Below are 24345 nucleotides of genomic sequence, written 5' to 3' on the forward strand. Positions count from 1 at the left end.
GGCGTCGCCCCATCGCGGCCCGTCCGCGGTCGGCTTGCGGGGCGGCGGTGACGGTCGCATAGTCCGAAGTATGGACGCGCGTGAGGCGGCGCTCCGACAGGCGTACGAGCATGCTGTCCGGTGGCTGGCGAGCCTGTCCGACCGCCGGATTCCCGCACGTGCCTCGGTCGACGAGATCGTGACTGCGCTCGGTACCGAACTGCCTGCCGGCCCCGGCACTCCCGCCGACGTCGTCGACCTGCTGGCCACGGCCTGTGAGCCGGGGCTCACCGCGTTCCCCAGCGGCCGCTTCTACGGGTTCGTGGTGGGTGGCACCGAGCCGGCCGCGCTGGCTGCCGACTGGCTGGTCAGCGCCTGGGACCAGAATTGTGTGATGCGCGGCGTCTCGCCCGCGTACGCGGCTGCGGAGGACATCGCCGGCGCCTGGCTGCTCGATCTGCTCGGCCTGCCGAGCGACAGCTCCGTGGGCTTCACCACGGGTGCGACGATGGCGAACTTCACGTGCCTCGCCGCCGGGCGGGACACGGTGCTGCGGCGCACCGGCTGGAACGTCGCCCGCGACGGCCTCACGGGTGGCCCGCCCGTGCGGGTCGTGGCCGGCGAGTCCCGTCACATGGCCATCGACCTGGCCTTGCGCTACCTCGGGCTCGGTCGGCCCGAGCTGGTGGCGGCAGACGATCAGGGACGCATCGAGCCCGAGGCCCTGCGGAAGGTGCTGACGGCCGGCGGACAGGGCCCCACGATCGTGATCCTCCAGGCCGGCGACATCCATTCCGGCGCCTTCGACCCCTTCGCCGCGAGCATCCGCGCGGCGCGCGCGGCAGGCGCCTGGGTCCACGTCGACGGCGCGTTCGGATTGTGGGCGGCCGCCTCGCCGGGCCACGCCCACCTGACGGCGGGCTGCGCGGACGCGGACTCCTGGGCGACGGACGCGCACAAGACGTTGAACGTCCCCTACGACTGCGGACTCGCGATCGTGCGCGACGCGTCCGCGGTCCGTGCGGCGATGGGCCAGCGTGGCGACTACCTCATCCAGCACGAGCACGGCGACCCCATCGACAAGGTGCCCGAACTCTCCCGGCGCGGCAGGGCGTTCACCGTCTGGGCCGCCCTCAGGTCCCTCGGCCGATCAGGAGTCTCCGACCTCGTCGAGCGGCTGTGTCGTCATGCCTCCGCGTTCGCCGCGGGCATCGCCGGGATCGACGGCGCGACCGTCCTCAACGAGGTCGTGTTCACGCAGGTCTGCGCCGCGTTCGGCAGCGACGCACGCACCGACCGGGTACTCGCCCGGCTGCTCGACGACGGCACGTCGTGGATCAGCGGCTCCGCCTGGCACGGCAGACGCGTCATGCGGATCTCGGTGAGCAACTGGTCGACGACCGACGACGACGTGGCGCGCACGCTCGACTCGATCCAGCGCGCGACCGCCGCGGCCTGACGACCGCACCGCTGGTGGCACGGTGTTCGCGCCCACCGACAGTTGTCACGGCCGCTTCCGGATCACTCCCATGACCTCCATCATCTTCCAGTTGCGCAGGATCTCGGCGTGGAGGATCTCTGGGGTCACATCGGCCCCGTACTTGTTGTACAGGTCGATGCCGAACCCGATGGCCTCGATGTCCTCCTTGTAAAGTTTCTTGTTCTCCCACAGGTCGATCGCGCTCGCGGCTCCCTGCAGGATCAGGCGGCCGAACCCCGCCGCCGTGCCGACGTGGCCGTAGTGGGCGTTGGACCAGAAGTCGTCGCGGATCTGGAGGTCGTGCCCGGTGGCCTCGGCCGACCCGGTGATGTCGGTCCAGGAGAACTCGTTGCCCCCGTTCTTCTCCTTGATCGCGCTCTTGTGGTCCCACGGGCCGCCGGTCTTGACGAGTTCCTTCCAGAGGCTCGCCGCTTCCTTCTTGTTCCCCCAGTAGCCCGGCTTGAGCCAGCGTGCCCGGCTGGGGTCGATGTTGAGGGACCTGATCTCCTGTACCTGCTCGGATCGGGAGTTGACCGACATCTGCTCGGCCATGAAGTTCTTGATGTCCTCGTAGGGGGACGCCTCGGGTGCCCGCCCGGTCGGGTCGACCAGCTTGACGGGGTTGTTGTGCGCGTACGTGTAGGCGGCGAGGTTGCGGGGCTCGGAGATCCCGCCCGCGAGCTTGGAGTCGAGGTACTGCGGCAGGGCCGGGTCCGTACTCGCCCACAGCTGGGTGCGCGGGTTGTAGTAGCGGGCGCCGTGGTAGCTGAGGCCCGTCTCGCTGTCGAGTTCCTTGCCGGTGAACCGGTACGGCGTCTCGGCCTGCCCGGCCCGTTCCTCCACCCAGGTCTCCCCGGACGCGAAGTACTCCAGGTGCTCGGTCACCGCCCCCGTGCCGTCCGTGACGTACCCGGACGAGCCGAGGTGGTCGGTGTGGAAGAACGACCGGGCGTTCTCGACTCCGTCCGCCACGGTCTTGGTCGTCAGACGGCTCTCGCCGATGAAGACGTGCTTGTAGCCGGTGCCGTCCCGCTCGCTGTAGTTCCGGTTGGGGTACAGCGCCAGGCTCTCGCCCTTCTTGACCACCCGCTCGCCCGCCGCGTCGTACACATAGGACACGGTGGCGTCCACGCAGCCCGCGGGGCTCTGTTCGACCGTCGAGGCCGTGGTGTCCTGGTTGCAGGCGAGGCGGTTCTCCTCGTCCCACACGTACTGCCGGCGCTTGCCCGCCGCGGCGGTGTTCACCGTGGCGGTGAGGTTGCCGTTGGCGTCGTAGGCGTTCGTGACCGGGCCGACCCGGCTCGGCGCGTGCGGCTGGTCACCGCCGTAGGCGTAGGTGTAGTCGTACGTGGTCCTGTCCTGGACCTCGGCCGGGTTCGACGGGTCGTCGACCGGCTCGATCGGTCCGAGGGGGCCGGTGCCGACCGGAAAGGCGGGGACGCCGCCGGTGATCTCGTGGCGCTGGGACTTGCGCGTGATGTTCTGCACGGAGTCGTAGCCCAGGGTCAGGCTGTAGGTGTTGACCTGGTTGTTCTTGTCCGTGTACTGCCCGGACGCGGACGTCAGCCGGTGCAGGTCGTCATAGCCGTACGTCTGGGAGCTCGGACCGCCGATCTCCGCGTTCCGCGGCGCGGAGTTCGCCAGCGCCGTGACGTTGCCCGCGGCGTCGTAGGTGTAGCCCACGTCCTGGAACGTCGACGCGGTGGGCGCGACGGACTTCAGCGTCGCCAGCCGGCGGTCCTCGGCATCGTAGGCGTAGGTCGTGCGCACCCCGTTGCCGGTCTCCTGGAGGGTCTTCTGGCCGAACTTGTCGTAGTCGAGCCGTTCCAGGTAGGTGTAGTCGGTGCCGCTCTTGGCCCCGGTCGCCCGCGTGACCTGGCCACCGGAGTCGTAGCCGTAGGTGAGCACCTCGCCGTCGGGGTAGGTCAGCTGCAGCACGCGGTTGAAGCTGTCGTAGCGCCACGCGGTCGTGTACGTGCGGGGTGCGCCGGCGACGGCGCTGATCACGCGCGTCTCCCTGGTCAGCTCGCCCAGCGGCCCGTAGCCGCGGGTGACCGTCCCGGCCGCGTCCCGGACCTCGGTGATCCGCGACGCGGCGTTCTCCGCCGCGCCGGGGGCGCCGTAGGAGTACGTGACGTCGTTGGCCGGGAACCTCGGGTACCGGACGGCCTTCAGCCGGGAGTAGTCGTACTCGTACGCGACGGTCTGGTCCGTGGCCCGCAGGTTCGCGGTGGTCTTCGAGGTGATGTTGCCGGCGAGGTCGTAGCGCGTCTCGGTCCGGCCCGCGTCCGGGCTGTCGAGCACCGTGCGCCGCCCGAGGCCGTCGTAGGCGGCGCGGGTGACGTTGTTCCTGTCGTCGGTGATCGTCGTGATCCGGCCGAGCGGGTCGTGCGTGTAACTGGTCCAGACGGCCGTCGGGCCGTCGAACTCCTTCACCGCCGTGGTCGTGCGGCGGACGCCGGTGTAGACGCGGCGCTGCTTGCCGGCGGCGTCGGTCGCCGTGGTCTCGAACCGCGTCGCACCGGCCCGGTCGGGCCCGAATCCGTACGCGTGGGTCGTGCTGGTCCCGTCGGGCCGCAGGATCCTGACCGAGCGGTCCAGGACGTCGAACGACTCCTTCGTCGGGGCCACCGTGTCGAACGCGGCGTTGAACGTCGTGTTCGCCGCGCCCTTGGGTTCGGTCACCGGGTAGTACGTCTCCGTCGTGCGGCCGAGGAAGTCGAACTTGAGGCGTCCGGACACCGTCATCACCGGCTGCGGCGCCGTCCCCGGCGACGCGGCGACCGACGCGTCCTTCTTGGTCTGCAGCACCCGCTTCAGACCGTCGCTGAACGTGACGGTGTCGATGGTGTCCGCCCGCACGCCGCCCGCGTCCCGGTCCAGGTGCTTCGTCGTGGCGTACGGGACCGCCGCCTCCGGGTGGTAGTCGAGGTCGACCGTGACCCGGTCGCCGCCCGCCTCGTACGGGCCGGTGACCGTGTCCAGCCGGCCGACGCTGTCGTACGACATCGTCAGGGGCTGCCCGTTCTGGTCGGTGCTCCGCTCCGGCAGGCCGTACTTCAGGTTGTGCGTCGTGGCCGACCGGTACCCGAAGCTGTCCACGACGGACTCGATGTGCACGCCGACGACGGTGTCGTAGCCGTACTCCAGCCGGTAGCGCTGACCGGACGCGTTCGCCGGTTTCGTCACCGACCGCAGGTTCCCGTCCGGGTGGTACTCCAGGTCCGTGACCGCGACGTCGGTCGGGGTCACGTACTCCCGGATCTGCCGCAGCGCCCCGGTCGTGCAGTCCACCGTGGCCTCGCGGTGCCTGAGCGAGGCGTCGGACGCGGTCGCGCGCTGGGACACGGACCTGGCCAGCCCGACCAGGTTGCGGTCCCGACACGCCGGGTCCGACGTGCTGTACCCGAAGTCGGTCCGGACGTCGTCCTCGACGCCCTCGTCCCCGGCGTCGAACGATCCCGTCAGGTTGCCGTACTCGTCATAGGTCAGCACCGTGTGCGTGGTCTTCACGGCTTCCTGCGCACCCTCGTGGAACTTCTGGTCCACCCGGGTCAGCTTCGGGAACACCGACGCGGTCGTGCCCGCCGGATCGGCCGCCGTCCCCGTGGCGACGTCGTGGAGCTGATAGGTGTGGACGGTCTCGGTGAACGGGCGGCCCGCGCCGTCGGTGGTGAGCGTGCGGGCGAGCAGGCCCCTGGTGTAGGGGCTGTCGGTCCGGTACTCGTCGGTCACCGACCGGTGGAGGGCATCGCCCGCACCGGGATCGCGTACCTCCGAGACGACTTTCCCGAAACCGCGGAACTCGCGCTCCAACCGGTCGTACGTGCCGTTCTCGTAGCGGTACGTCATGAGCCGGCTGTCGGCTCCGTCGCCGGCCTGACCGTCGGACACGGCGGTACGGGACAGGACCCAGCGGCTCTCGGGCATCGCCTGGGTGTTGCCGGTACGGGCGTAGTCCAGGTCGATCCGCGCGCCCATCGGGCGCGACACCGTGCGCAGGAGGTTGGTGCGCCCGGTCTTGTTGGCGGCGACCAGCATCTCGTTGTCTCGGGTGGACTTGACGTGGTCGGCGAGGCCGTCGCCGTTGACGTCGCGCAGGGTGGTCTCGGCCCGGCTGATGCCGGTGGACGCGCTGGCACCGGGGTTGAAGACGAAGATGCCGACGGGAGTGGGCAGTCCGAAGGTGAAGTAGACGCCCGCGCCGAGACTGGCGTTCTTGTCGACGGCGATCGCGGGGAAGCTGCCGCGGAAGGGGGTGGGCGCGGTGAAGCCGGTGCCGGTGTTCACCGCGACCTTGATCGGGTTGGCCCCGTCGGTGAAGACCCGGTCGGTGAGGCCGTCGTTGTTGACGTCCGTCATGCTCGCGTTGGTGAACGAGGTTCCGAGCTCGGCGGAGACGCCGCCCGCGAAGCCGTAGCGGTCGACGTTGAACCCGAGGTTGACGCCGATGTTGCGGGTGGACGCGTCGTTGATCGGTCCGGCCGACCAGGCTTCGCGGGCGGCGAAGGAGTAGCCGAGGTTCAACTGGGCGTCGCCGTTGCCGAACACCTTGTCCGGCAGCCCGTCCCCGTTGATGTCGATCAGTTCGACGCGGGCGTCGGACTCGCCGCCGCCGAGGCTGCCGCCGATGCCGAGCGACGGCTGGACCGCTCCGGTCGTGGCGGTGTTGGCGCTGGTGCCCGCGTCGGGCGCGGCCATGCCCAGGGCGCTGGCGATGGTGGCGGTCTCGCTGCCCGCGGAGAGCGCCACGTTCCCGGAGACGTTGTCCGCCTCGCGGACGTTGCCGCCGAGGGTGCCGCGCGTGGCGCCGAGCGCGCCGGTCATGTCGGAGAACTGGATCTCCTTGGCGCCCACGACGTCGGGGTAGCCGTCGCCGTTGAGGTCGAGGTAGTCGACGGAGCCCGCGGTGATCCCGCCGACCACGGTGCCGCCGAACGGGCCCGCCGCGAGGGTGGCCGACACCTGGCCGGTGACACCGCGGCGCATCACCGCCCGGTCGCCCGCCACGTCGGCGTCGGTGACGATGTCGATGGTGTCCGCGCCGAGGCGGGAACTGGTCGCCATCGCGGCGGTGGCCCAGGAGGACTCGTCCTGAGCGGCCCAGCCGCCCTTGGAGGGAACGGGGGCGAACACCGCGAGCCGCGGCATGGTGAGCCGGGGATTCGCGGCGAAAGGCGCGACGTCCGCTTCCTTCGGCTCCTTGGGAAGGGCGTCCTTGAAGCTCTGGTCCAGCGTGAGTTCGGCCTGCTTGAGCGGTTGGGTGGCGCGGTCGCGGTTGCCCTGGTAGCCGATCACGCCCCAGCCGCGGTAGGGCTGGGCGAAGGCGCCCTGCCCGACGGAACCGTGCATGGCGCTGGGCGCCGGTGTGAAGGTCGGCCAGCTGGAGGTCACGTCGTAGGTGACCGACGCGGACTGCTCGACGAGCAGGCCGAGCAGTCCCGTCTCCGCCGTGGAGTAGTCGATGTAGAGCTCGTCGCCGGCGGTGACCGGCACGGTGAGGTCCAGGTTCGGGCCACCGAAGGGAGAGGTGTCCTTGGCCTGGAAGATGCGTTTGCCGAGCAACTGCCCGCCGCGCTTCTTCACCGTGAGCGCGATCTTGGCATCACCGAGGAGATTGAAGTTGAAGGACACCTTCGGCCGCACCTTCAACTGGCCCGTCCTGGTCGCCTTGTACGTCTGCTGCGGTGCGGTGAGGGTGTCCGCCGGGAACATCGTCATGTCGTACGGCGGGTTGATCACCAGCGTGGGTTCGCCCTTGGCGTCGACGACCGACTCGACCCCCTGCGCGGCCGTGTAGTGCGCCTTCGGCGCCCAGCTCACCGCCGAGGCGTCGATCGGGGAGTCGGTCCTCAGCCGCCACGACATCTTCTCGAACGTGCTGACCGGAATGCTGAGGTCGATCGCGGTGGTGCCGGTCGACGCGGCGGGCAGGACCTTGCGGAACACCTCCGCGGGGGTGTGGACGCCGTTGCCCTTCTCGATCACGACGGTCACGTCGTCCGAGGTCGCCTTGGACTTGACCACGTCACCGGTCAGCCGCAGCGTGCCGTTCACCGGCACCGTCACCAAGGACGGCCGGCCACCGAAGGTGAAGTCGGCCGACGCGCGGAACACGGTGTTCGCCAAGCCGTTCGCGTCCGTGCCGGCCGGCAGGTCGGTGTAGGTGATCGACGGGTCCCACGCCACGGTGTCGTACCTGCCGTCCAGAATGGACTGCGTGCGGAAGTAGAGCGCGTCGCCCTTCTTCACGGGAATCGACGCCACGTTGCCCGGGGTGAACTCGGTGTGGTCGTCGGGGCCGATCCGCTGCGCCCAGAGCTCGGTGTCCTTGTGCTGGATGGTGACCCGCACCCCGTCGGCCTTGGTGTACGCCGCCCGTGCCGGGGAGGGGTCCTGGGTCAGCTGCACGCGCCCGTCCACACGGACGTTTCCGTCGTACGGCGCGACCCAGCGGCGCACCGTGTCGAGGAGCGGCGAGTTGTCCACCTGCTGGTTGAACTGGGCGGTCTGGTCGCCGACGATCTCGCCGGCCACCGCGCCGCCCCCGACCGGCGCCGGGGTGCGGGTGGAGTCGGCGCTGTAGGCGGGCTGCCCGTCGGCGTCCAGGTAGCCGAACAGTACGCCGCCGTTGTTCACCAGGTCGGTGATGCCGTCGCCGTTGACGTCGCTGAAGAACCGGTCCGAGGTGGTCGTGGTGCCCACGAAGTCCAGCTGGGCCGAGGTGGTGAGGACGTACGACTCGATGCCGATGGTGCCGGACAGCGTGCGCTCCGTCGAGATCCCCGGGAGGCCCGTGAGCTTGACCGGGGTGTCGCCGAACTTCGGCTCACCCCCTGGTGTGGCGAGATTGGGCCGGTAGAACACGTCGTTGTTCTTGCGGAACACCTTGTCCGGCAGGTTGTCGCCGTTCACATCGGTCAGCGTCGACAGGCCGTCGGACTGGCCCGCGTTGAACCCGACCTTCAACCCGACGGAACCCTCCTTGGTCGGCAGCCCCTGCACGTTGTAGCCCGCGAACAGGTGAGCGCCGAAGCCGGCCGAGGTGTTCGCCGAGATCGCACTGGCCTCGCCTTCGCGGATGTTCACCCCCAGGTCGTCGTCCGGCACCGACCAACCCGCGGCAGTGGCGAAGGCGTTGTAGCCGCCCGACTGGTCGCGCACGTCGTCGAAGTAGTCGAACGTGTGGGTGTGGAACAGCTTGTTGTCCTCGCCGAACTGCGACACCGAGGCGAGCAGCGTCTTGGCGAACGCGCCGGTCCGGTAGTTCAGCTCGTAGGCGCGGATCAGCTGGTCGTCCAGCTTCACCTCGACGCGCCGCAGCAGGTCGGCGGTGACCCTCTTGAACCCGTACCTGGCATCGACCCGCACGTCCGCACGGCGGGGCTCACCGCGCTCACGGTCCCGGACGAACGTCACCGAGTACCTGCCGTCGGTGTCGCCCCGGCCGGTGTAGGTGATCTTCTGCGGGTACAGGTCGCTGCCCGGCACCGTGGAGTTCGCCGTGCCGCCGTCGGCCACCTTGGCGTACCGGTAGCGCAGGACGTTGTCGTTGCCGTCGCGGACTTCCCGCGCCGCCCAGGTGGCGACGCGCCCCTTGCCGTCGGCCAGCGTGCTGTCGCCCGTGCCGCCGAAGAGCGTGCGGACACCCTGCTTGTCGGTGACCTCCCACCAGTAGTTCGTGGGGCTGTCGCCGTGGCGCACGATCCGGTCGAACCGGCCCTCCACCCGGGAGTGGAACACCTTCTCCGCGGTGCGCGCCCGCAACGCGCTCCGGTGCGCCACCGGGGTCAGCTGCTCACCGTTGAGCAGGTACGTCTCGGTCTCGAGGCCGGCGTCGTAGCGCGGCACACCCCACCGTGTGTCGACCGTGACCACCGGGGTGGTGACGTCCCACCCGACGCCGAGCCACCCGTTCGTCCCCGAGGAGTTGTAGGTGACGGCCAGCTTCGGCTGGAGTCCGGCGCGGCCCTTCGGCACCTCCAGCGGGTACGACAACCGCGCGTCACCGCTGTTGTTCGCCGAGGGCGCCTCGATCAGATTCACCCCGGAGCCGGGGTCGGCCGCCTTGATGTCCTTGATCTGATTCGGGTTGAACGACGTGCCCTCGGGATGTTCGGGGGCCTTCACCGCCGATTCGGCACCCGCCTGCGGTTGCGCCACCGTGACCCACTCGGGCGGCGCGACCCCCAGCGCCGGCAGGGTGACGACCGCGGCCACCAGCAAGCTCTTGAAGCGCGCACGAGCCGACGCGAGGACCATCACGCCCCCGACCCCCTCTGGAGACTGAATTCGACCTGGACACGGCACTTTCCGTGGAAGCGCGGCCAGTGGACCCACCCCGGCGACCGCTTTTTGAACGTACACATTCAAAAAGAACGCGGACAAGGCGATGATCGGCCTAACTCCAGGCCCGTCCGGCCCCCCTGGACCCTCCGTTACGGGAGGCAGCCGGCGCGCTGCGCGTGCGCCGGGTCGAGGGCGTCGAGGACGAGCTGTTCGGCGACCGGCTGAGCGACCCGGGCTTCCGCTTCGAGGCCCTGCTCGCCCTGCGCACCCACGCCCTCGACGCGGGGCAGGAGAAGGGCGAGGGAGGAGCGTGAGGGGCGGCAAGCGGCACACTCCCGCCGTCCTGTGACCCATGTCACACGCGGTTCCTGTCAGGAATCGGGGCGCTGTCCCGCTCAAGTCACGACAGGGAGCAAGCGAACCGACAGGAGCAGCTCATGCGGCACCGCATCGTCGTCCTCGGCGCCGGCTACGCCGGGGCCTACGTGGCCGGGAACATGGCCCGGCGCATGTCCCCGGCGGACACCGAGATCACCGTGGTCAACGCCGAACCGGACTTCGTCCAGCGCTTGCGGCTGCACCAGCTCGCGGCCGGCCAGGAGATCGAGGCGCCCCCGCTCGCCGACGTCTTCGCCGGCACCGGTGTACGGCTGCGCCTGGCCCGGGTCACCGCCGTCGACCCCGAGCGCCAGGTCGTCGCCGTGGCCGACGCCGACGGCGGCGGCGAACTCGGCTACGACACCCTTGTCTACGCCCTCGGCAGCCACGTCGCCGACCACGGCATCCCCGGCGTGACCGAGCACGCCTTCCACGTCACCAGCCGCCCGGCAGCGCTGCGCCTGTGCGCACGCCTGGACAGCCTGGGCGGGCGGAACGGCGGCGGGCAGGTGCTGGTCGTCGGCGACGGACTGACCGGCATCGAGACCGCCACCGAACTCGCCGAATCCCGGCCCGGCCTCTCGGTGACCCTCGTCGCCCGCGGAGAACTGGGCGGCCGGCTCTCCGCCGGAGCCCGCGGCCATCTGCGCCAGGCCTGCGACCGGCTCGGCATCACCGTCCTGGAGCACACCAGCGTCGAGGCCGTCGAAGGGACGCGGGTGCTGTGCGCCGACGGCACCGCCCTGGCGTCCGACGTGACCGTGTGGACGGCCGGGTTCGCGGTCGCCCCCATCGCCGCCGCCGGCGGTCTCGACGTCACCGAGGACGGCCGGATCGTCGTCGACCGCACCATGCGGTCGGTGTCGCACCCGAACATCTACGCCGTCGGCGACAGCGCCCACGTCATCGGCGACCACGGCCGGCCGCTGCCGATGTCCTGCGCCTCGGCCGGCTACACCGCCATGCAGGCCACGGCCGCGATCGTCGCACGCCTGACCGGCGGCAGCATCGCGAACACCAAGCTGGAGTACGTGGGCAACCACATCAGCCTCGGGCGGCGGGACGGGATCCTGCAGATGGTCGACGACGCGGCGGAGGCGAAGCCGAAGTACCTGGCCGGCCGGAAGGCCGCGCGGATCAAGGCGGGGATCCTGTGGTTGTCGCTCTGGACGACCTCTCACCCGACCTTCGGCCTGCCCAAGCGCAAGCGCCACCTGACCGCCGTACCGGACGCGTCCGTCGAGACGGCGATCGCCTGACGGCCCGAGAACCCCCCCGAGAACCAAGGTGATCCATGTGGACAGCACCGACACCGAGCGCTCCGACGCCGAGCGCTTCGACGCCGGTCGGTTCGAGGCCGGCCGGAACCGGCTGGCCTCGCTGGCGTACCGGCTCCTCGGCTCCGCCACCGACGCGGAGGACACCGTGCAGGACGCTTTCCTGCACTGGCAGGCCGCGGACCGGCAGCGGATCGAGGTGCCGGAGGCCTGGCTGACCAAGGTCGTCACGAACCTGTGCCTCGACCGGCTCCGCTCGGCACGGGCCCGCCGCGAACGCGCCGCCGGCGCCTGGCTGCCCGAGCCGCTCCTCGACGGCGACCCGATGCTCGGCCCGGCCGACACCTTCGAGCAGCGCGAATCGGTCTCCCTGGCCGTGCTGACCCTCATGGAGCGCCTGTCACCCGTCGAGCGGGCCGTCTACGTGCTGCGCGAAGCGTTCTCGTACGGCCACGCGGAGATCGGGGAGATCCTCGACATCAGCGAGTCCGCCAGCCAGCAGCACCTCCATCGGGCCCGGCGCCGCATCACCGCCGCCCGCCGCGGCGCCGAAGTCGACCCCGTATCCGCCCGCAGGATCGTCGAGGAATTCCTCGCAGCCGCCACCTCGGGCCGCACCGAGCGGCTGGTGGCCCTGCTCACCGACGACGCCACCGCGGTCTCCGACGGCGCCGGCCTGACCGAGAAGCTGCTGCGGTTCGACACTCCGCAGCGCATCGCCGCCCTCGCACGGGCAGGCTTCACGTCCACACCGGTGAAACAGCGACTTGTCGGTGGTGCCTCCGCCGTCCACTACGCGCTCCTCAACGGCGCCCCCGCCCTCCTCTTCGTTCCCGGCCACCGGGTCGTCGGCGCGGTGACGTTCGACCTCGCCGACGGCAGGATCGCCACCGTGCGCGGCATCGCCGCCCCCGCCCGCCTCGACCGCCTCACCGATGCCTGGCGGCGGCACGAACCGGACGCGCCGCTCATCAGCCAGTGGTGACCCGACCCGGATCCGCCGCGCGCTCGACCGGCTCCGAAGGGAGAGAAGAACCCATGACATACGACGAAGGGCCGGCCGAGCGGATCCGCGGTGACGCGCAACGCCGCCCCGTGGGCAGACGCAGGGGATGCCTTTAGCCTTGAAAGAGAAGCATCTCCCGGCGCGACGCCAGAAGCCGGGAGACCGCCCGACGCGATCGGGTGGGCTCCTCCCGCACAGGAGGGAAAGGCGATGCGCGAGCACACGGTCGGCACGCAGGAGGAGTACGAGGCAGCCCGCGAGGCGCTGCTCGCGCAGGAGAAGGAACTCACTCGGCGCGGCGACGAGCTCGCGCGGAAACGGCGGGACCTTCCCTGGGTACCGGTCGAGAAGGACTACCGGTTCGAGACCGAGCGCGGGACCGCATCGCTCGCGGACCTCTTCGCCGGGCGCTCGCAGCTGCTCGTCTACCACTTCATGTTCGGCCCCCCGTACGAGGCCGGATGCCCGGTGTGCTCGTCGATCGCGGACACCCTCGCTCCCAACGCGGTGCACCTCAAGGCCCGCGACGTGACACTCATCTGCTCCTCGCGGGCGCCGGTCGACAAGCTCCTCGCCTACCGGGAGCGGATGGGCTGGGGCTTCGACTGGGTCGGCGCGGGAGGCGGTGACTTCCACCGCGACCTCGGTCTCCAGTACACGGAGGAGGAGCTGAGGCCGTTCCTCGAGGGCGACATTCCCGCGACCGTGCGGCAGATGGCGGAGGCATGCGGTACGGACGTGCTCGGCTACGTCAGCGAGGGCCCCGGGATGAGCTGCTACGCGCTGTCGGAGGGCACCGTCTACCGGACGTACGTCACCACGGCCCGCGGCCTGGAGCCCGCCATGGCCTACTACGGCCTCCTCGACCGCACGCCCCTGGGCCGCCACGAGGAGGGCGAGGAGACCCACTGGCTGCGCCGCCACGACGAGTACGAGAAGACCTGAGACCGGCTGCCGGTCTCCCTGCGTCCTCAACGGGCCAGGAGCGGTGCCATGAGGTCGCGGGCGAAGTCGGCGACGGGCCGCGGGTCCTGCCCGGTCAGCCGGTGCACGGAGTCGGTGGTGTGGTCGTTCACGCCTGCCCGGAGCAGCTGGAAGATCCCCAGCACGCCCTCCGCGAGCCACGACGGCATGCCCGCCCCCAGCATGCCGTCCAGGGCTGCCTCGTCGGGTACCGGGACGTACTCCACCGTCCGTCCGAGGGCGGTGGAGAGCCGGCGGGCGACCTCGGTGAAGGTGAGGGCCTCGGGGCCGGTGATCAGCTGGGTGTCGCCGTCCGTGCTCCGGCCGGAGAGCACCGCGACCGCGCAGGCGGCCACGTCACGGGGGTCGATCATGGCGACGCGGGCGTCGTTCGCGGGCAGGAAGATCCGCCCGGCCTGCCCGATCGTCGGCAGTGCGCCGAGCAGGTTCGACATCAGGAAACCGGACCGGAGAATCACGAAGGGGACGCCCGCCGAGCGGAGGTGCTGCTCGATGCGGCCGTGCTGATCGGCGAACGTCTGCGGGGCGCCGACCTCGGCGCCGACGGTGGACAGCAGGACGACCTGCCGGGCACCGGCCGTGGCCGCGGCCTCGATCGCGTGTGCCGCGTTCTCGACCTGCCGCGGGTCGTTGGCGCAGATGAGGAAGGCCTGTTCGGTGCCCGTGAAGGCGGCACGGAGCGATGCGGGATCGGTGAAGTCCCCTTGCGTCAGGTCGGTGCCGGGGCCGAGTACGGCGGCGGCCCGTTCCGCGTCGCGGGTGAGCGCGCGGTGGGGGATGCCTCGCCGGCGCAGCTCGCTCACGACGTGTCGTCCGACGTTCCCGGTCGCGCCGGTCACCACCACTGTCGCCATCTCTCACCTCCTCGCGCTGATTCGAGGGAGCCCTTCAGTCAGGGCCGCTCCAGTCGAAGGGGAAGTACTTGCTCGACTTCCCGGTGCGTTCCCAGGAGAAGCCGAACGCGTCGGCGCGGTCGACGGTGGCCCGCCCCCACGTCGCGACCTGACCCGGCCCCACCTCGGAGCCGGGGGAGTTGAGGACCTGGACGCGTGCGCCGTCCGGGGTGGTGGGGCCGGTGAGCGCCTCGGCGGCCGCCGTGACACGGCCCGGGATCTCGGCCCGCCACGTGGCGAGATCCTCGTCGATCTCCACGTGGATCGGGACGACGTCCATGCCCCGCATCTCGGGGTGGAACATCGCCCCGAACTCCGCGGGCCATCCGCCCGCCTCACCGCCGAAGACGGCCCCGAGCGCGGCCCGCTGCCGGTCGTCGGCACGCTCGTCCAGGAAGACCGCGGCGTACGGCTCGGTGTGGGTCCCGGCCCACGGGTTGCCCTCGAACGACCCGAGCATCACGACATTGAGGTCGTCCAGCCGTACGTCCCCGAAGTTGCCTTCGCGGATGTGCCAGACCATGACGCCTTCGCAGTCGCCGTAGGTCGGGGGCTGCGCGAACGTGCAGGGGCACGGAATCGCGCACTTGCACGCGTCGAACCAGTCGCCGGCCAGATGCCAGCGCGTGCCCTGGGTGGCCTGCTCTGTCATGGCGGTTCCTCCAGCCGAGCTCCGGGGAACTCACTCGGAGTGGCGAGACCGCGTGTCCCGAGCCCGTTCCCCGGGGTCGGGTCGGAGCACGGTCTCCCTTCCAGCTTGCACCTCATCTCCCGGGTCGGAAACCGGCCCACGTCCACGAAGGAGGTGACCGGGCGCGTACAGAGGCTCACATACCGTCCATGGACGGCATCGAGCCCTCAAGGCCCGGCAGCATCCAGTCCTGGAACGGTGCGAGCACCGCGAGGACGAGGAACGCGACGCCCACGACACCGCTGAGGAGCACGCCCCGGGACCACAGCTTCTCCACGAAGATCACCAGGGCCAGCCCGGCCATCGCGGCCACGTTCATCATGCCCAGCGGAACGAGGACGACCATCAGACCGGCACAGCAGCCGACGCAGTACGCGCCGTGGTGGACGCCCACCCGCAGGTCACGGGCCGGTCGCCGGAAGGCGGCGTAACGCACCAGATGCCCCAGCGGGTCGCGGCAGTGCCGCAGGCAGACGTGCTTGAGGGGGCCGAGCTGGTACAGGCCGGCGAGCAGGAAGGCGACGGCGCCGATCCAGCGTCCGGCGGTGGGATGGTCGTGCACGAGGTCGCCGGTGAAGGCCAGGGCCGCATAGGCGAGCAGCCCGAAGGCGGCCCACACCAGCAGGTATCCGGCCACGAACTCGACGGTGCGGGCGGTCCGGGTCCAGCCGGAGGACTGACGGCCGATCCCCCGTACCCAGGTGAGGGCCACCGGCGCCATGGACGGCAGCATCATGGCCGCCATCATCGTCACCCAGAGCAGCAGGAACAGGGGCAGCGCCATCCCCATCGTGCCGGGCTCGACGCCCATGTCCCGGGCCTGCCCGATCGTCAGCACCCAGGCGGGCACGGTGATCAGGACGACGAGTGCCCAGGCGGCCGCGAGTCTCCGCGTGGGCTGCAAGCCACCGCCGGCTCCGGTCGGGGCGGCCGGCCGGGCGGGCGCGTAGGTGGAGGTCAGGCTGCGACGCATCGGCGTGCCTTCCTGCGGCTGCTTCCAGAACAGCACACGTCCCCCTGCGATGCGACCGGGTCCGGCGCGGCGGCGCCCCTTCCGCGGAGGGGGCGGCCACCCGACCCGGAGGCAGCGACCGCGGTGCCGGCCAGGTCACCCCATCTCGACCGGAGCCCGCACCAGCGAGCCGTACTCGGTCCAGGAGCCGTCGTAGTTCTTGACGTCCGGGTAGCCGAGCAGCTCGTGGAGCGCGAACCAGGTGTGCGAGGACCGCTCACCGATGCGGCAGTAGGCGATGACCTCACGGTCGGAGGTGATGCCCTTCCCCGTGTAGAGCGCCTTCAGCTCATCGGCAGACTTGAACGTGCCGTCGTCGTTGGCCGCCTGCGACCAGGGGACATTGGCCGCGCCCGGAATGTGGCCGGGCACCTGGGCCTGCTCCTGCGGCAGGTGAGGGGGCGCCAGCTTCTCGCCCCGGTACTCCTCCGGGGACCGGACGTCGACCATGCGCACCGCGGAACCCACGCTCTCGAGCACTTCGCCGCGCAGCGCGCGGAACTGCGGTTGCTCCTCGCCCGGCACCGTGAAGTCGGTGCGCTCGTGGTCGGTGACCAGCTGCGTCATCCCGCGGCCCTCCAGCTCCCACTTCTTCCGGCCGCCGTCGAGCAGCTTCACCTTGTCGAAGCCGCGCAGCCGCAGGATCCAGTAGGCGTACGCGGCGAACCAGTTGTTGTTGCCTCCGTAAAGGATCACGGTGGTGTCGTGGCCGACGCCGGCCTCGGCGAGCAGCCGCCCGAGCGCGTCGCGGTCCAGGTAGTCCCGGCCCACGGCGGTGTGCAGGTCCGTGGTCCAGTTCCAGCCCACGGAGCCCGGGATGTGGCCCTGCTCGTACGCGGTGGTGTCCTCGTCCACGTCGATGACGCGCACGGCGTCGTCGTCGAGGTGTGCGGCCAGCCACTCGGTGTCCACCAGTGTCTCCGGATGTGCGTAGCCGTTGCCGCCCATGGTCTTCTCCTTTCTTCCTTCCTCTTCACTCCTGTGTCTTCAGGTCCCGCACGCCACCCCTGACCACCGCCGTCACGGAGATGCCCGCCCGGTCGAGGAGGCTCGCCGCGAGGGTGGCCCGGCGGCCGCTCCCGCAGACCGTCCATATCTCGCGGTCCCGGGGCATCTCGCCGAGGCGTCCGGGCAGTTCGGCGAGGGGCACCGCGAGCGTGCCGGGAATCCCGCCCTCCGGGCGCTCCGGGCGTACGTCGAGCACCCGCCGTTCGGCGAGGTGCCCGGCCAGTTCGGACGCCTCCGCGGTACGGAAGGAACGCAGCGGCCGGCCGGCGGCGACCCAGGCGTCCGTCCCACCCGCCAGATACCCCGCGACGTTCTCGTATCCGATCCGCAGCAGCTGGAGCATCGCCTCGTCGGCCGCCTCTTCGGCGGGCTCCGGCAGGACGAGCACCAGGCGCGTACCGAACGGGACGACCTCGCCGACCAGACTGGCGAAGCGCTCGTCGAGCTCGTCGCAGAGCGAGCCGGGCAGATGGCCGGCCGCGAACGTTCCTCGGTCGCGACCGTCGACGACCTGTGCGCCGCCCCCGACCAGGCCTTCCACCAGGGACGGCGTGAGGGGCCGGAGCACGGGCGGGCCGCCGAGGACGTCCGGCCCGGACCGGTTGATCCCCGCCATGTACCGGTAGTAGGCGGGGTACGGCGGCAGGCCCGCCATCCGCCCGTTGACGAACTCCTCCTCGTCCCGGGTGGTCAGCGCGGGATTGGTACGCCGCTCGATGCCCAGCACGGTCGTCCTCGGCCCCGACACCGGCCCGGCGGCGCAGGAGCTCCCCGCACCGTGGGTCGGCAGGACCCGCGTGGCATCGGGCAGCAGCGCCAGCCGCCGGAGCGAACGGAACTGCGCCCGGGCGAGCTCCTCCGTGTGGTCCTCGCCGGACAGGTCGGTGCGGCCGGCCTGGCCGACGAGGAGGCTGCCTCCGGTGAAGACGGCCGTCGGGGGTCGCCGCGTGTCGTCGAAGACGAGATACGAGGTGTGCTCGGCGGTGTGTCCCGGCGTCTCCATCGCCCGTACGGTCGTCACGTCGCCGAAGACGATCTCGTCCTCGTCCGCGAGACCCAGATGGTCGAAGGCGTACGCGGCGCGGGCCGGGCCCGCCACCGTGGCGCCGGTCGCCGCGTGGACCTCCAGAGCACCGGAGACGTAGTCGTTGTGCACGTGCGTCTCCAGGACGTACCGGATCCGCACGCCCCTGGAGGCACAGGACTCCATCAGGTCCCAGCTGTCCCGCTGCGGGTCGACCAGCGCGGCCTCGTCGCCGCTGACGAGGAGATAACTGGTGTCACCGAGCGACACGGTCGTCATGATCTCGATCTCGTTCATGCGGTCTCCCGGTCCCCTCACACGACGACCACCCCGAGGGAAGCCACGGGATTGCAGCCGTAGCCCCCGGCGTTCCACGGCGCCCGCGGCGGCTGGGTGTCGCCGTGTGCGTCGGTCGCGCGGGCCTGCAGCCGGTACGCACCGGGCAGGCGGGGCGTCCACCGGTACGACCAGCCGGTCCAGGCGTACGGCCCCGACGGCGGTTCGAGCACGGCCTCGTGCCACTCGCCCGCGCCGGGCCCGCCCTCGTCCCCGTGGCCGTCCTCGCCGGGGCGGCCGTCCACGTCCTCGTACGCGGCCCGCACCTCGACCCGCCGGACGGGAACCCCGCCGCCGGACCAGGCCCGGCCCCGTACCAGCGTCTCGTGGTCGCGCCTGAGAGCCGAGTCGGGTTCGGGGGTGGTGATGAGGGACTTGACCCGTACGGTCGTCACCGGCCCGTCGGGGGTGCCGCGCGACGCTCGATAGACGTACTCCTCGGTCTGGAAGACCCCGCCGAAGGGCTCCGTCACGGCCCGCGCCTCGACCAGCCACTTCACGTCGGCGACCGCGTACCGCCCGGGGACCACCAGCCGGACCGGCGCCCCGTGCTCGGGCGCGAGCGGCTCGCCGTTCATGTGGGTGGCGAGGAGGGTGTCCGGGTGAAGGGCCACGGCGAGCGGGAGGCTCCGCTCGAAGGCCGTCCGCCGGCCGTGCACGGTGCCGGAGTCGGCTCCGGCGAACACGATCTCCGCGGCCGCCCGGTCGACCCGGGCCAGGGCGGCGACCTGGCGGAAGGGCACTCCTGAGAAGTGCGCGCATCCCACAGCCCCTTGCCCCCAGGGCAGACCGGAAGGCCGGGGCGACATCTCGCTGCGGCCGTTCCCCGCGCATTCCAGGACGACATCGAACCCGCGGCGCTCCATCGTGAGCAGCTCGTCGTAGCCGATGTCGTACGGCTCGGCCACGGCTCCGCGGAGCCGTAGCCGCCATCGCCGTGGTGTGGTCCGCGGGATGCCGAAGTGATCGCGCACGAAGAGGGCGCCCACGGGTGTGACGGGTTCGGCGAGCGCAGCCGACGGCGTCTGGGCGTTGTACGGATCCGCTGTGACCGTCTCGGGCGCCCAGACCGTGGCGCCGGGTCCGCGGGGGATGGGCCACGTGGTCACGGTCACCCCTTCCGTCGGGCTCCTGCTGGGCACGACGCGGGTCCCCTCCAGTTTACGTCCGGGACCCGGTCCGAGAGAGTCCTCCGGTGACGTCCGGACGGGGGCCGGCCCCGAGACCGGAAGTCACTCCAGGTATCGGATGCACTACCTCAAGTAGCGGCAGCCGTCGCCGCGGCTGACTGTGGGTCATGTCGCTGCGAACGATCCGGCCGACAGTCCGTCAGCCGGCGCGAGCGACGAAAAGGAGTCACCGATGCGCTCTGCCCGCATTCTTCTTGCCGCGACCGCCGCCGCCGGCACCCTGGCGCTCGCTGCACCCGGCGCTTACGCCAGCACCGCAGGCGACTGGGACAAGGACGACTACTCCCACAGCCAGGAGCGTGACCACGAGAAGCCGAAGGGCGGCATGCACACCGGAGCGGGTGCGCTGTCGTCGGTCAGTGGTGACGACTGGTCGAAGGGCGACCACGAGAAGTCGAAGGGTGACCACGAGAAGGGCGACCACGAGAAGGGGAAGGGCGACCACGAGAAGCCGAAGGGTGGCATGCACACCGGCTCCGGCGCCCTCTCCCTCGTCAACGCGGACGACTGGTCCAAGGAGAAGGACAAGGACACGGAGAAGGGCAAGGAGAAGGACACCGAGAAGGGCAAGACCGACGGCTACCAGCACGAGAAGCCGAAGGGCGGCATGCACACGGGTGGCGGCGGCCTCGCGAGCGGCGGCACGAACGTGACCGGTGCGCTGGTGGTCGCGGGCGGAATCGCCGCCTTCGCCCTCCACCGCAGGCGGAAGGCCGCAGGCGCCGCCTAGCGGCGCACAGCCGGAGGCGGGGTGCGCCGCTCAGAGCGGCCACCCCGCGTCCGGCCCGTCATGGCCCTCCGCCGCATCCGAAAGGTGTCTCTGGTGACCACGCGACCAGACCCCGTCCGCCCGGGAACGACCCGAGGTGCCGCACGGTGGGTCGTCCCTGTCGTGTTCTGGGCATTGGTGCTGGCCGTGCTCCTGTTCGTCTTCGGCTCGAAGGTGTTCACACAGGACGCGACGTCACCGGTCGAGCCCGCGGTGCCCTCCGCGACCGGACGTGCTCCGGCCGCCGCGCCGGAACCGGCGAGATCGGTTTCCCCGCCGAGCAACCCGGCGATGCCGAGGTCCGCTCCCCTCCGTCTGCGGATTCCCAAGATCGGTGTGAACGCGCCGTTCACCGGCCTGCGGATCGGCCCTTCCGGCGCTCTGGAACCGCCTCCCGCGGACGACACGAACCTGGTCGGCTGGCAGAGCTCCGGAATCACGCCCGGCCAGCGCGGTACGGCGATCATCGCGGGTCACCTCGACACCGCCACCGCTCCGGCCGTGTTCGCACGGCTCGACGAACTCCTGCCCGGAGACCGCTTCGAGGTCGACCGCGCCGACGGCACCACCGCTGTCTTCCTCATCGACTCCGTGGAGAACTTCGACAAGGACGACTTCCCCGACCGGCGCGTCTACGACGACACACCGTCCGCGCTCGCGCGACTCATCACCTGTGCCGGCGGCTACGACCGCAAGGCGAAGGACTACACGGAGAACCTCGTCGTCTTCGCGCACCTCCACCCCGATTCCTGAAGGACCACAGGCCGGCGCGATGGGTCAGCGTGATCCCGGTGCATCGCACGCGCCGCGGGTACGGAGGCGTCCCGCGGCGTCGCGTCGCGCGAGGCGGCCGTGCTCCTCGTCGGCCCACTGCCTGACCCGCCCGGGGTCGAGCGGGGTGCCGTGACCGACGTGGAGGCTGGTCGGGTTGAGGGCGAGCATCTCGCGCAGGCTGGCGAGGTTCTGCCGGGGGTCGTCGTGGAAGGGCGGGTTGGCGGGTCTGCCCGGGATCAGGCCCATGAAGGAGCCGGCGACCAGGTCGCCCGCGACGAGGTCGCCGTCGTCCGTGAGGACCGAGACCGATCCCGCGGTGTGGCCGGGGGTGGGCATGATGCGCGCCGCGAGCCCGAAGTCCTCCAGGCCGGTCTCGCCGCGCAGGAGCACGTCGGGTTCGACGGGCTCGACCCGGGCGTGGAGCTTGCGGTTGCGGGCCATGAGGCGGCCCATCGGACCGGTGGGCAGGTACGGTGCGCGGACCCGGCCGGAGCGGTACGGTCCGAGGTCGGCGACGTGGCCGGCGACGGGTGCACCGGTGAGCCGGCGCAGTTCGGCGGCCGAGCCGAAGTGGTCGATGTGGCCGTGGGTGATGACGATCAGTGAGACGTCCGCGGGGTCGACGCCGAGGGCGGTGATCCGGTCGTGGATCTTCTGGCCGCTGCCGGGAGTCCCGGCGTCGACGATGACCGGCCGCCGGCCGAGCAGCAGATAGGCGTTGATGTGGTGCCGGCCCATGACCGGGATCGGGACGACCTTCGTGCGGGACAAGGCTTTCCTCCGAAGCGTGAGGGTGGATGCCGTGCCGTGCGGGCATGGCGGAGCTCCGCCTGTGCGCGGACGCGGACGCCGACGGCAGGCAGGTGGGGGTTCGGGTCAGAAGCGGCGGCGGTACTCGGCCGGGGTCGTGCCCAGCCGTCGCCGGAAGACGCGGTGCAGCGTCTCCACGGAGCCGAGACCGCTGGCGGCGGCGACCTCCGGCAGGCCCCGGTCGCTGTCCTCAAGGAGTCGTCGGGCGGCCTCGAGCCTCGCCGCCTCCACGTAGGCCGCCGGTGTCGTGGACGTGCGCTGGTGGAACAGCCGGGTGAAGTGGCGCACGCTCAAGTGGGTCCGGCCCGCGAGGACTTCGAGGGACAGGTCCTCGGTGAGGTGTTCGGCGATCCACATCCGCAGCTCGTCGATCCGGTCGTCATCGGAGCTCTGGACGGACAGGGGAACGCTGAACTGGCTCTGGCCGCCCGAGCGTTTGACGTACATCACCATCATCCGGGCGGTCGCGAGCGCGAGCTCCTGGCCGTGGTCCTCGGCCACCATCGCCAGGGCCATGTCCATCCCGGAGGAGACGCCCGCGCAGGTCCACACCTGCCCGTCCCGGATGAAGATCGGATCGGGGTCGACCCGGACGCCGGGATGCTCGGCGGCCAGCCTGGCCGCGGTGAGCCAGTGCGTGGTGGCCGGCCGGCCCTCCAACAGCCCGGCGGCGGCCAACAGGTGCGCTCCCGCGCAGATCGATCCGATCCGCCGGGCCCGGGGCGCCGAGTGGCGTAGCCAGCGGGTGACCTCGCGGTCGACCAACGGCTCCACACCGCCCTCGTCGACGATCTCGATCGCCCCCGACACCAGCAGGGTGTCCATCGGCCCCGTGGCGTCGTCGAGGGTCAGGTCGGCCATCAGCCGGACGCCGCTGGAAGTGGTCACCGGGCCGCCGTCGGCGGTCGCGATCTGCACGAGGTAGGCGGGCCGGCCGGCTCCGGCGACGCGGGAGGCGACCGAGAACACCTCGGCCGGGCCGGTGACGTCCAGCAGTTCGACGCCGGGGAAGGCGACGATCACGACGCGGTGCGGTGGGGGCATGCCCTCATCCTTCCGCCGGCCGGACAGGGCCGCAATGACCAGGATCTGTCACATCGGGCCATCGGGGAGAGGAGGACAGTCGCGCCCACCAGCCCGCGGCCACGAGCAGCGCCGCCGCTCCGTACGCCGCGGTCACCCACGCGACACCGATCACCGGTGCCGCGAGGTAGGCGACGGCGCCGGCGACGGCGATGCCCAGCCACTCCCAGCGGCCGTCCAGTGCGACGAGGGCGACGAGCAGGAGCGCGTACCAGGAATAGCCGGGGGTCAGGAGGAGGAAGGCCGCGCCGGTGGTGAACAGGGCGCCGCGCCAGGGGCGTTCGGGATCGCCGCGCCACCAGACGGTGAGCGTCACCGCCGTCATGACGAGCAGGACGGCCGGCGGCGCCCACGCGTCGGGCAGGACGAGGCGCACCAGGGCGTACCGGCCGCCCGCCCCCGCGCTGTCGTAACCCTCCTCCTGCGCGTAGCCGCCCAGATAGCCGAGGACGGAGCCGTCGGAGAGCAGGACGTACGGGAGGTACACCATCCCGACGACCGCCACCGCCGGAACCACGACCGCCAGCAAGCTCCGTGGCCGTCGGAGTCCGGACACAGCGCCCGGGAGCAGGACGGCGGGCAGCAGTTTCGCGGCGATCGCGAGGCCGAGCAGGACGCCGCCGGTGACACGGCGGCGGGCGACGACGGCGAGGGCGGCCACCGAGAACAGCACGGCGAGGACGTCGACATGGGCGTTGTTGACGGCCTCGACCGGGACGGCCGGACACCAGGCCCACAGCGCGGCCTGCCGAGGATCGCCCCGCCGGCGCAGCACGGCGACCAGCAGGCCGGTCACCGCGAGGGCCAGGACGGCCGCGCCGGTCTGCGGCGCCTTGTGGCGGCTGTCGGCCGGCGCCAGGGCGTGGACCAGGAGGAACCAGCCTTCGGCGACGGGCGGGTAGATCGTGTGCACGGCCGGCCGGTTGATGCGGGTGCAGCCGCCGTCGGCCAGCGGCGCGAGCTCGCGGCCGCGCGCGCAGGCCGCGGGGCCGGGGAAGAGCCACGCGTCGCGCAGCCCTGCCAGGGCCGGGTCGGCGGGGGCGTGGTCGTACGGGGAGAAGCCGGCCGCCTGCACCCTGCCGTCCCACGCGTACCGGTACGAGTCCGTGCTGGTGCGCGGCGCCGCGACGAGCCCGGTGGCGGTGACCGCGACCGCCCCCGCGAGCACCAGCGGGACGACCGCGCGGGCGGGGACCCCGCGCAGGGCGACCACGCCCGCCGCGAACAGCGCCCAGCATGCCCCGTAACCCGTCAGGAAGGGGACGCCGCGGGCGGCTTCGCGGAGCAGCACGGCGAGCGCGGTGGCCAGGGCCGCGAGCAGGAGGGCGGTGACGACGAGCGGGCGGGCACGCAGCATGGGCG

At 71.5% G+C, this 24345-nt stretch carries 17 protein-coding genes; 7 read left to right on the top strand and 10 right to left on the bottom strand.

The genetic code is table 11. The annotated features are described in order from the left end of the window. The first annotated feature begins 70 nt into the window (after nt 1–70). A complete protein-coding gene (locus tag ACWGN5_RS30325; RefSeq protein ID WP_453521026.1) occupies nt 71–1438 on the top strand; it encodes a pyridoxal phosphate-dependent decarboxylase family protein in 1368 nt (455 codons plus the stop codon). 45 nt (nt 1439–1483) lie between these two features. Here ACWGN5_RS30325 and ACWGN5_RS30330 read toward each other — a convergent pair whose 3' ends face one another. Beyond that, nucleotides 1484–9679, bottom strand: a complete 8196-nt coding sequence (locus tag ACWGN5_RS30330; protein WP_453521028.1) for a SpvB/TcaC N-terminal domain-containing protein — start codon at nt 9677–9679, stop codon at nt 1484–1486. A 245-nt stretch (nt 9680–9924) separates the two neighbouring features. Between ACWGN5_RS30330 and ACWGN5_RS30335 the strand changes: the two genes are divergently transcribed. The 4 genes from ACWGN5_RS30335 (at nt 9925) to ACWGN5_RS30350 (ending at nt 13354) form a co-directional block, all read left to right on the top strand. Then, nucleotides 9925–10062: a hypothetical protein gene (locus ACWGN5_RS30335; RefSeq protein ID WP_453521031.1), complete on the top strand. Its 138-nt coding sequence runs from the start codon at nt 9925–9927 to the stop codon at nt 10060–10062. Between the two features lie 123 nt (nt 10063–10185). Beyond that, nucleotides 10186–11385: an NAD(P)/FAD-dependent oxidoreductase gene (locus ACWGN5_RS30340; RefSeq protein WP_453521033.1), complete on the top strand. Its 1200-nt coding sequence runs from the start codon at nt 10186–10188 to the stop codon at nt 11383–11385. A 28-nt stretch (nt 11386–11413) separates the two neighbouring features. Further along, nucleotides 11414–12388, top strand: a complete 975-nt coding sequence (locus tag ACWGN5_RS30345) for a sigma-70 family RNA polymerase sigma factor (RefSeq protein ID WP_453521036.1) — start codon at nt 11414–11416, stop codon at nt 12386–12388. A 231-nt stretch (nt 12389–12619) separates the two neighbouring features. Then, entirely contained in the window at nt 12620–13354 is a 735-nt protein-coding gene (locus ACWGN5_RS30350) for a DUF899 domain-containing protein (RefSeq protein ID WP_453521039.1), read from the top strand. 26 nt (nt 13355–13380) lie between these two features. On the opposite strand, the gene ACWGN5_RS30355 is transcribed toward ACWGN5_RS30350, so the two are convergent. From ACWGN5_RS30355 to ACWGN5_RS30380, 6 genes are all read right to left on the bottom strand, one after another. Further along, complete coding sequence (locus ACWGN5_RS30355; RefSeq protein ID WP_453521041.1) at nt 13381–14247, bottom strand: NmrA family NAD(P)-binding protein; 867 nt, start codon at nt 14245–14247, stop codon at nt 13381–13383. Nucleotides 14248–14281: 34 nt separating this feature from the next. Next, complete coding sequence (locus tag ACWGN5_RS30360; protein ID WP_453521042.1) at nt 14282–14938, bottom strand: DUF1326 domain-containing protein; 657 nt, start codon at nt 14936–14938, stop codon at nt 14282–14284. A gap of 175 nt (nt 14939–15113) precedes the next feature. Next, nucleotides 15114–15950, bottom strand: coding sequence for a DUF2182 domain-containing protein (locus ACWGN5_RS30365; RefSeq protein ID WP_453521045.1), 837 nt, complete (start codon nt 15948–15950; stop codon nt 15114–15116). 135 nt (nt 15951–16085) lie between these two features. Beyond that, the gene (locus tag ACWGN5_RS30370; protein WP_453521046.1) at nt 16086–16937 is read right to left on the bottom strand and encodes a sulfurtransferase; all 852 of its coding nucleotides are present in this window, start codon (nt 16935–16937) and stop codon (nt 16086–16088) included. Between the two features lie 25 nt (nt 16938–16962). Next, on the bottom strand, nt 16963–18318 hold the full coding sequence (locus ACWGN5_RS30375; protein ID WP_453521048.1) for an MBL fold metallo-hydrolase: 1356 nt from the start codon (nt 18316–18318) through the stop codon (nt 16963–16965). 17 nt (nt 18319–18335) lie between these two features. Further along, a complete protein-coding gene (locus tag ACWGN5_RS30380; protein WP_453521051.1) occupies nt 18336–19466 on the bottom strand; it encodes a molybdopterin-dependent oxidoreductase in 1131 nt (376 codons plus the stop codon). A 253-nt stretch (nt 19467–19719) separates the two neighbouring features. Here ACWGN5_RS30380 and ACWGN5_RS30385 point away from each other — a divergent pair, with 253 nt between their 5' ends. Together ACWGN5_RS30385 and ACWGN5_RS30390 are read left to right on the top strand one after the other, a co-directional pair. Continuing rightward, nucleotides 19720–20277: a hypothetical protein gene (locus ACWGN5_RS30385; protein WP_453521053.1), complete on the top strand. Its 558-nt coding sequence runs from the start codon at nt 19720–19722 to the stop codon at nt 20275–20277. 90 nt (nt 20278–20367) lie between these two features. Next, a complete protein-coding gene (locus tag ACWGN5_RS30390) occupies nt 20368–21069 on the top strand; it encodes a class F sortase (protein ID WP_453521104.1) in 702 nt (233 codons plus the stop codon). Nucleotides 21070–21093: 24 nt separating this feature from the next. Here ACWGN5_RS30390 and ACWGN5_RS30395 read toward each other — a convergent pair whose 3' ends face one another. From ACWGN5_RS30395 to ACWGN5_RS30405, 3 genes are all read right to left on the bottom strand, one after another. Continuing rightward, complete coding sequence (locus ACWGN5_RS30395) at nt 21094–21861, bottom strand: MBL fold metallo-hydrolase (protein WP_453521056.1); 768 nt, start codon at nt 21859–21861, stop codon at nt 21094–21096. 105 nt (nt 21862–21966) lie between these two features. Continuing rightward, on the bottom strand, nt 21967–22944 hold the full coding sequence (locus ACWGN5_RS30400) for a GlxA family transcriptional regulator (RefSeq protein WP_453521059.1): 978 nt from the start codon (nt 22942–22944) through the stop codon (nt 21967–21969). 4 nt (nt 22945–22948) lie between these two features. Further along, on the bottom strand, nt 22949–24340 hold the full coding sequence (locus tag ACWGN5_RS30405) for a glycosyltransferase 87 family protein (protein WP_453521062.1): 1392 nt from the start codon (nt 24338–24340) through the stop codon (nt 22949–22951). Nucleotides 24341–24345: the final 5 nt, after the last annotated feature.

The sequence above is a fragment of the Streptomyces sp. NPDC055815 genome (genome assembly GCF_053616475.1).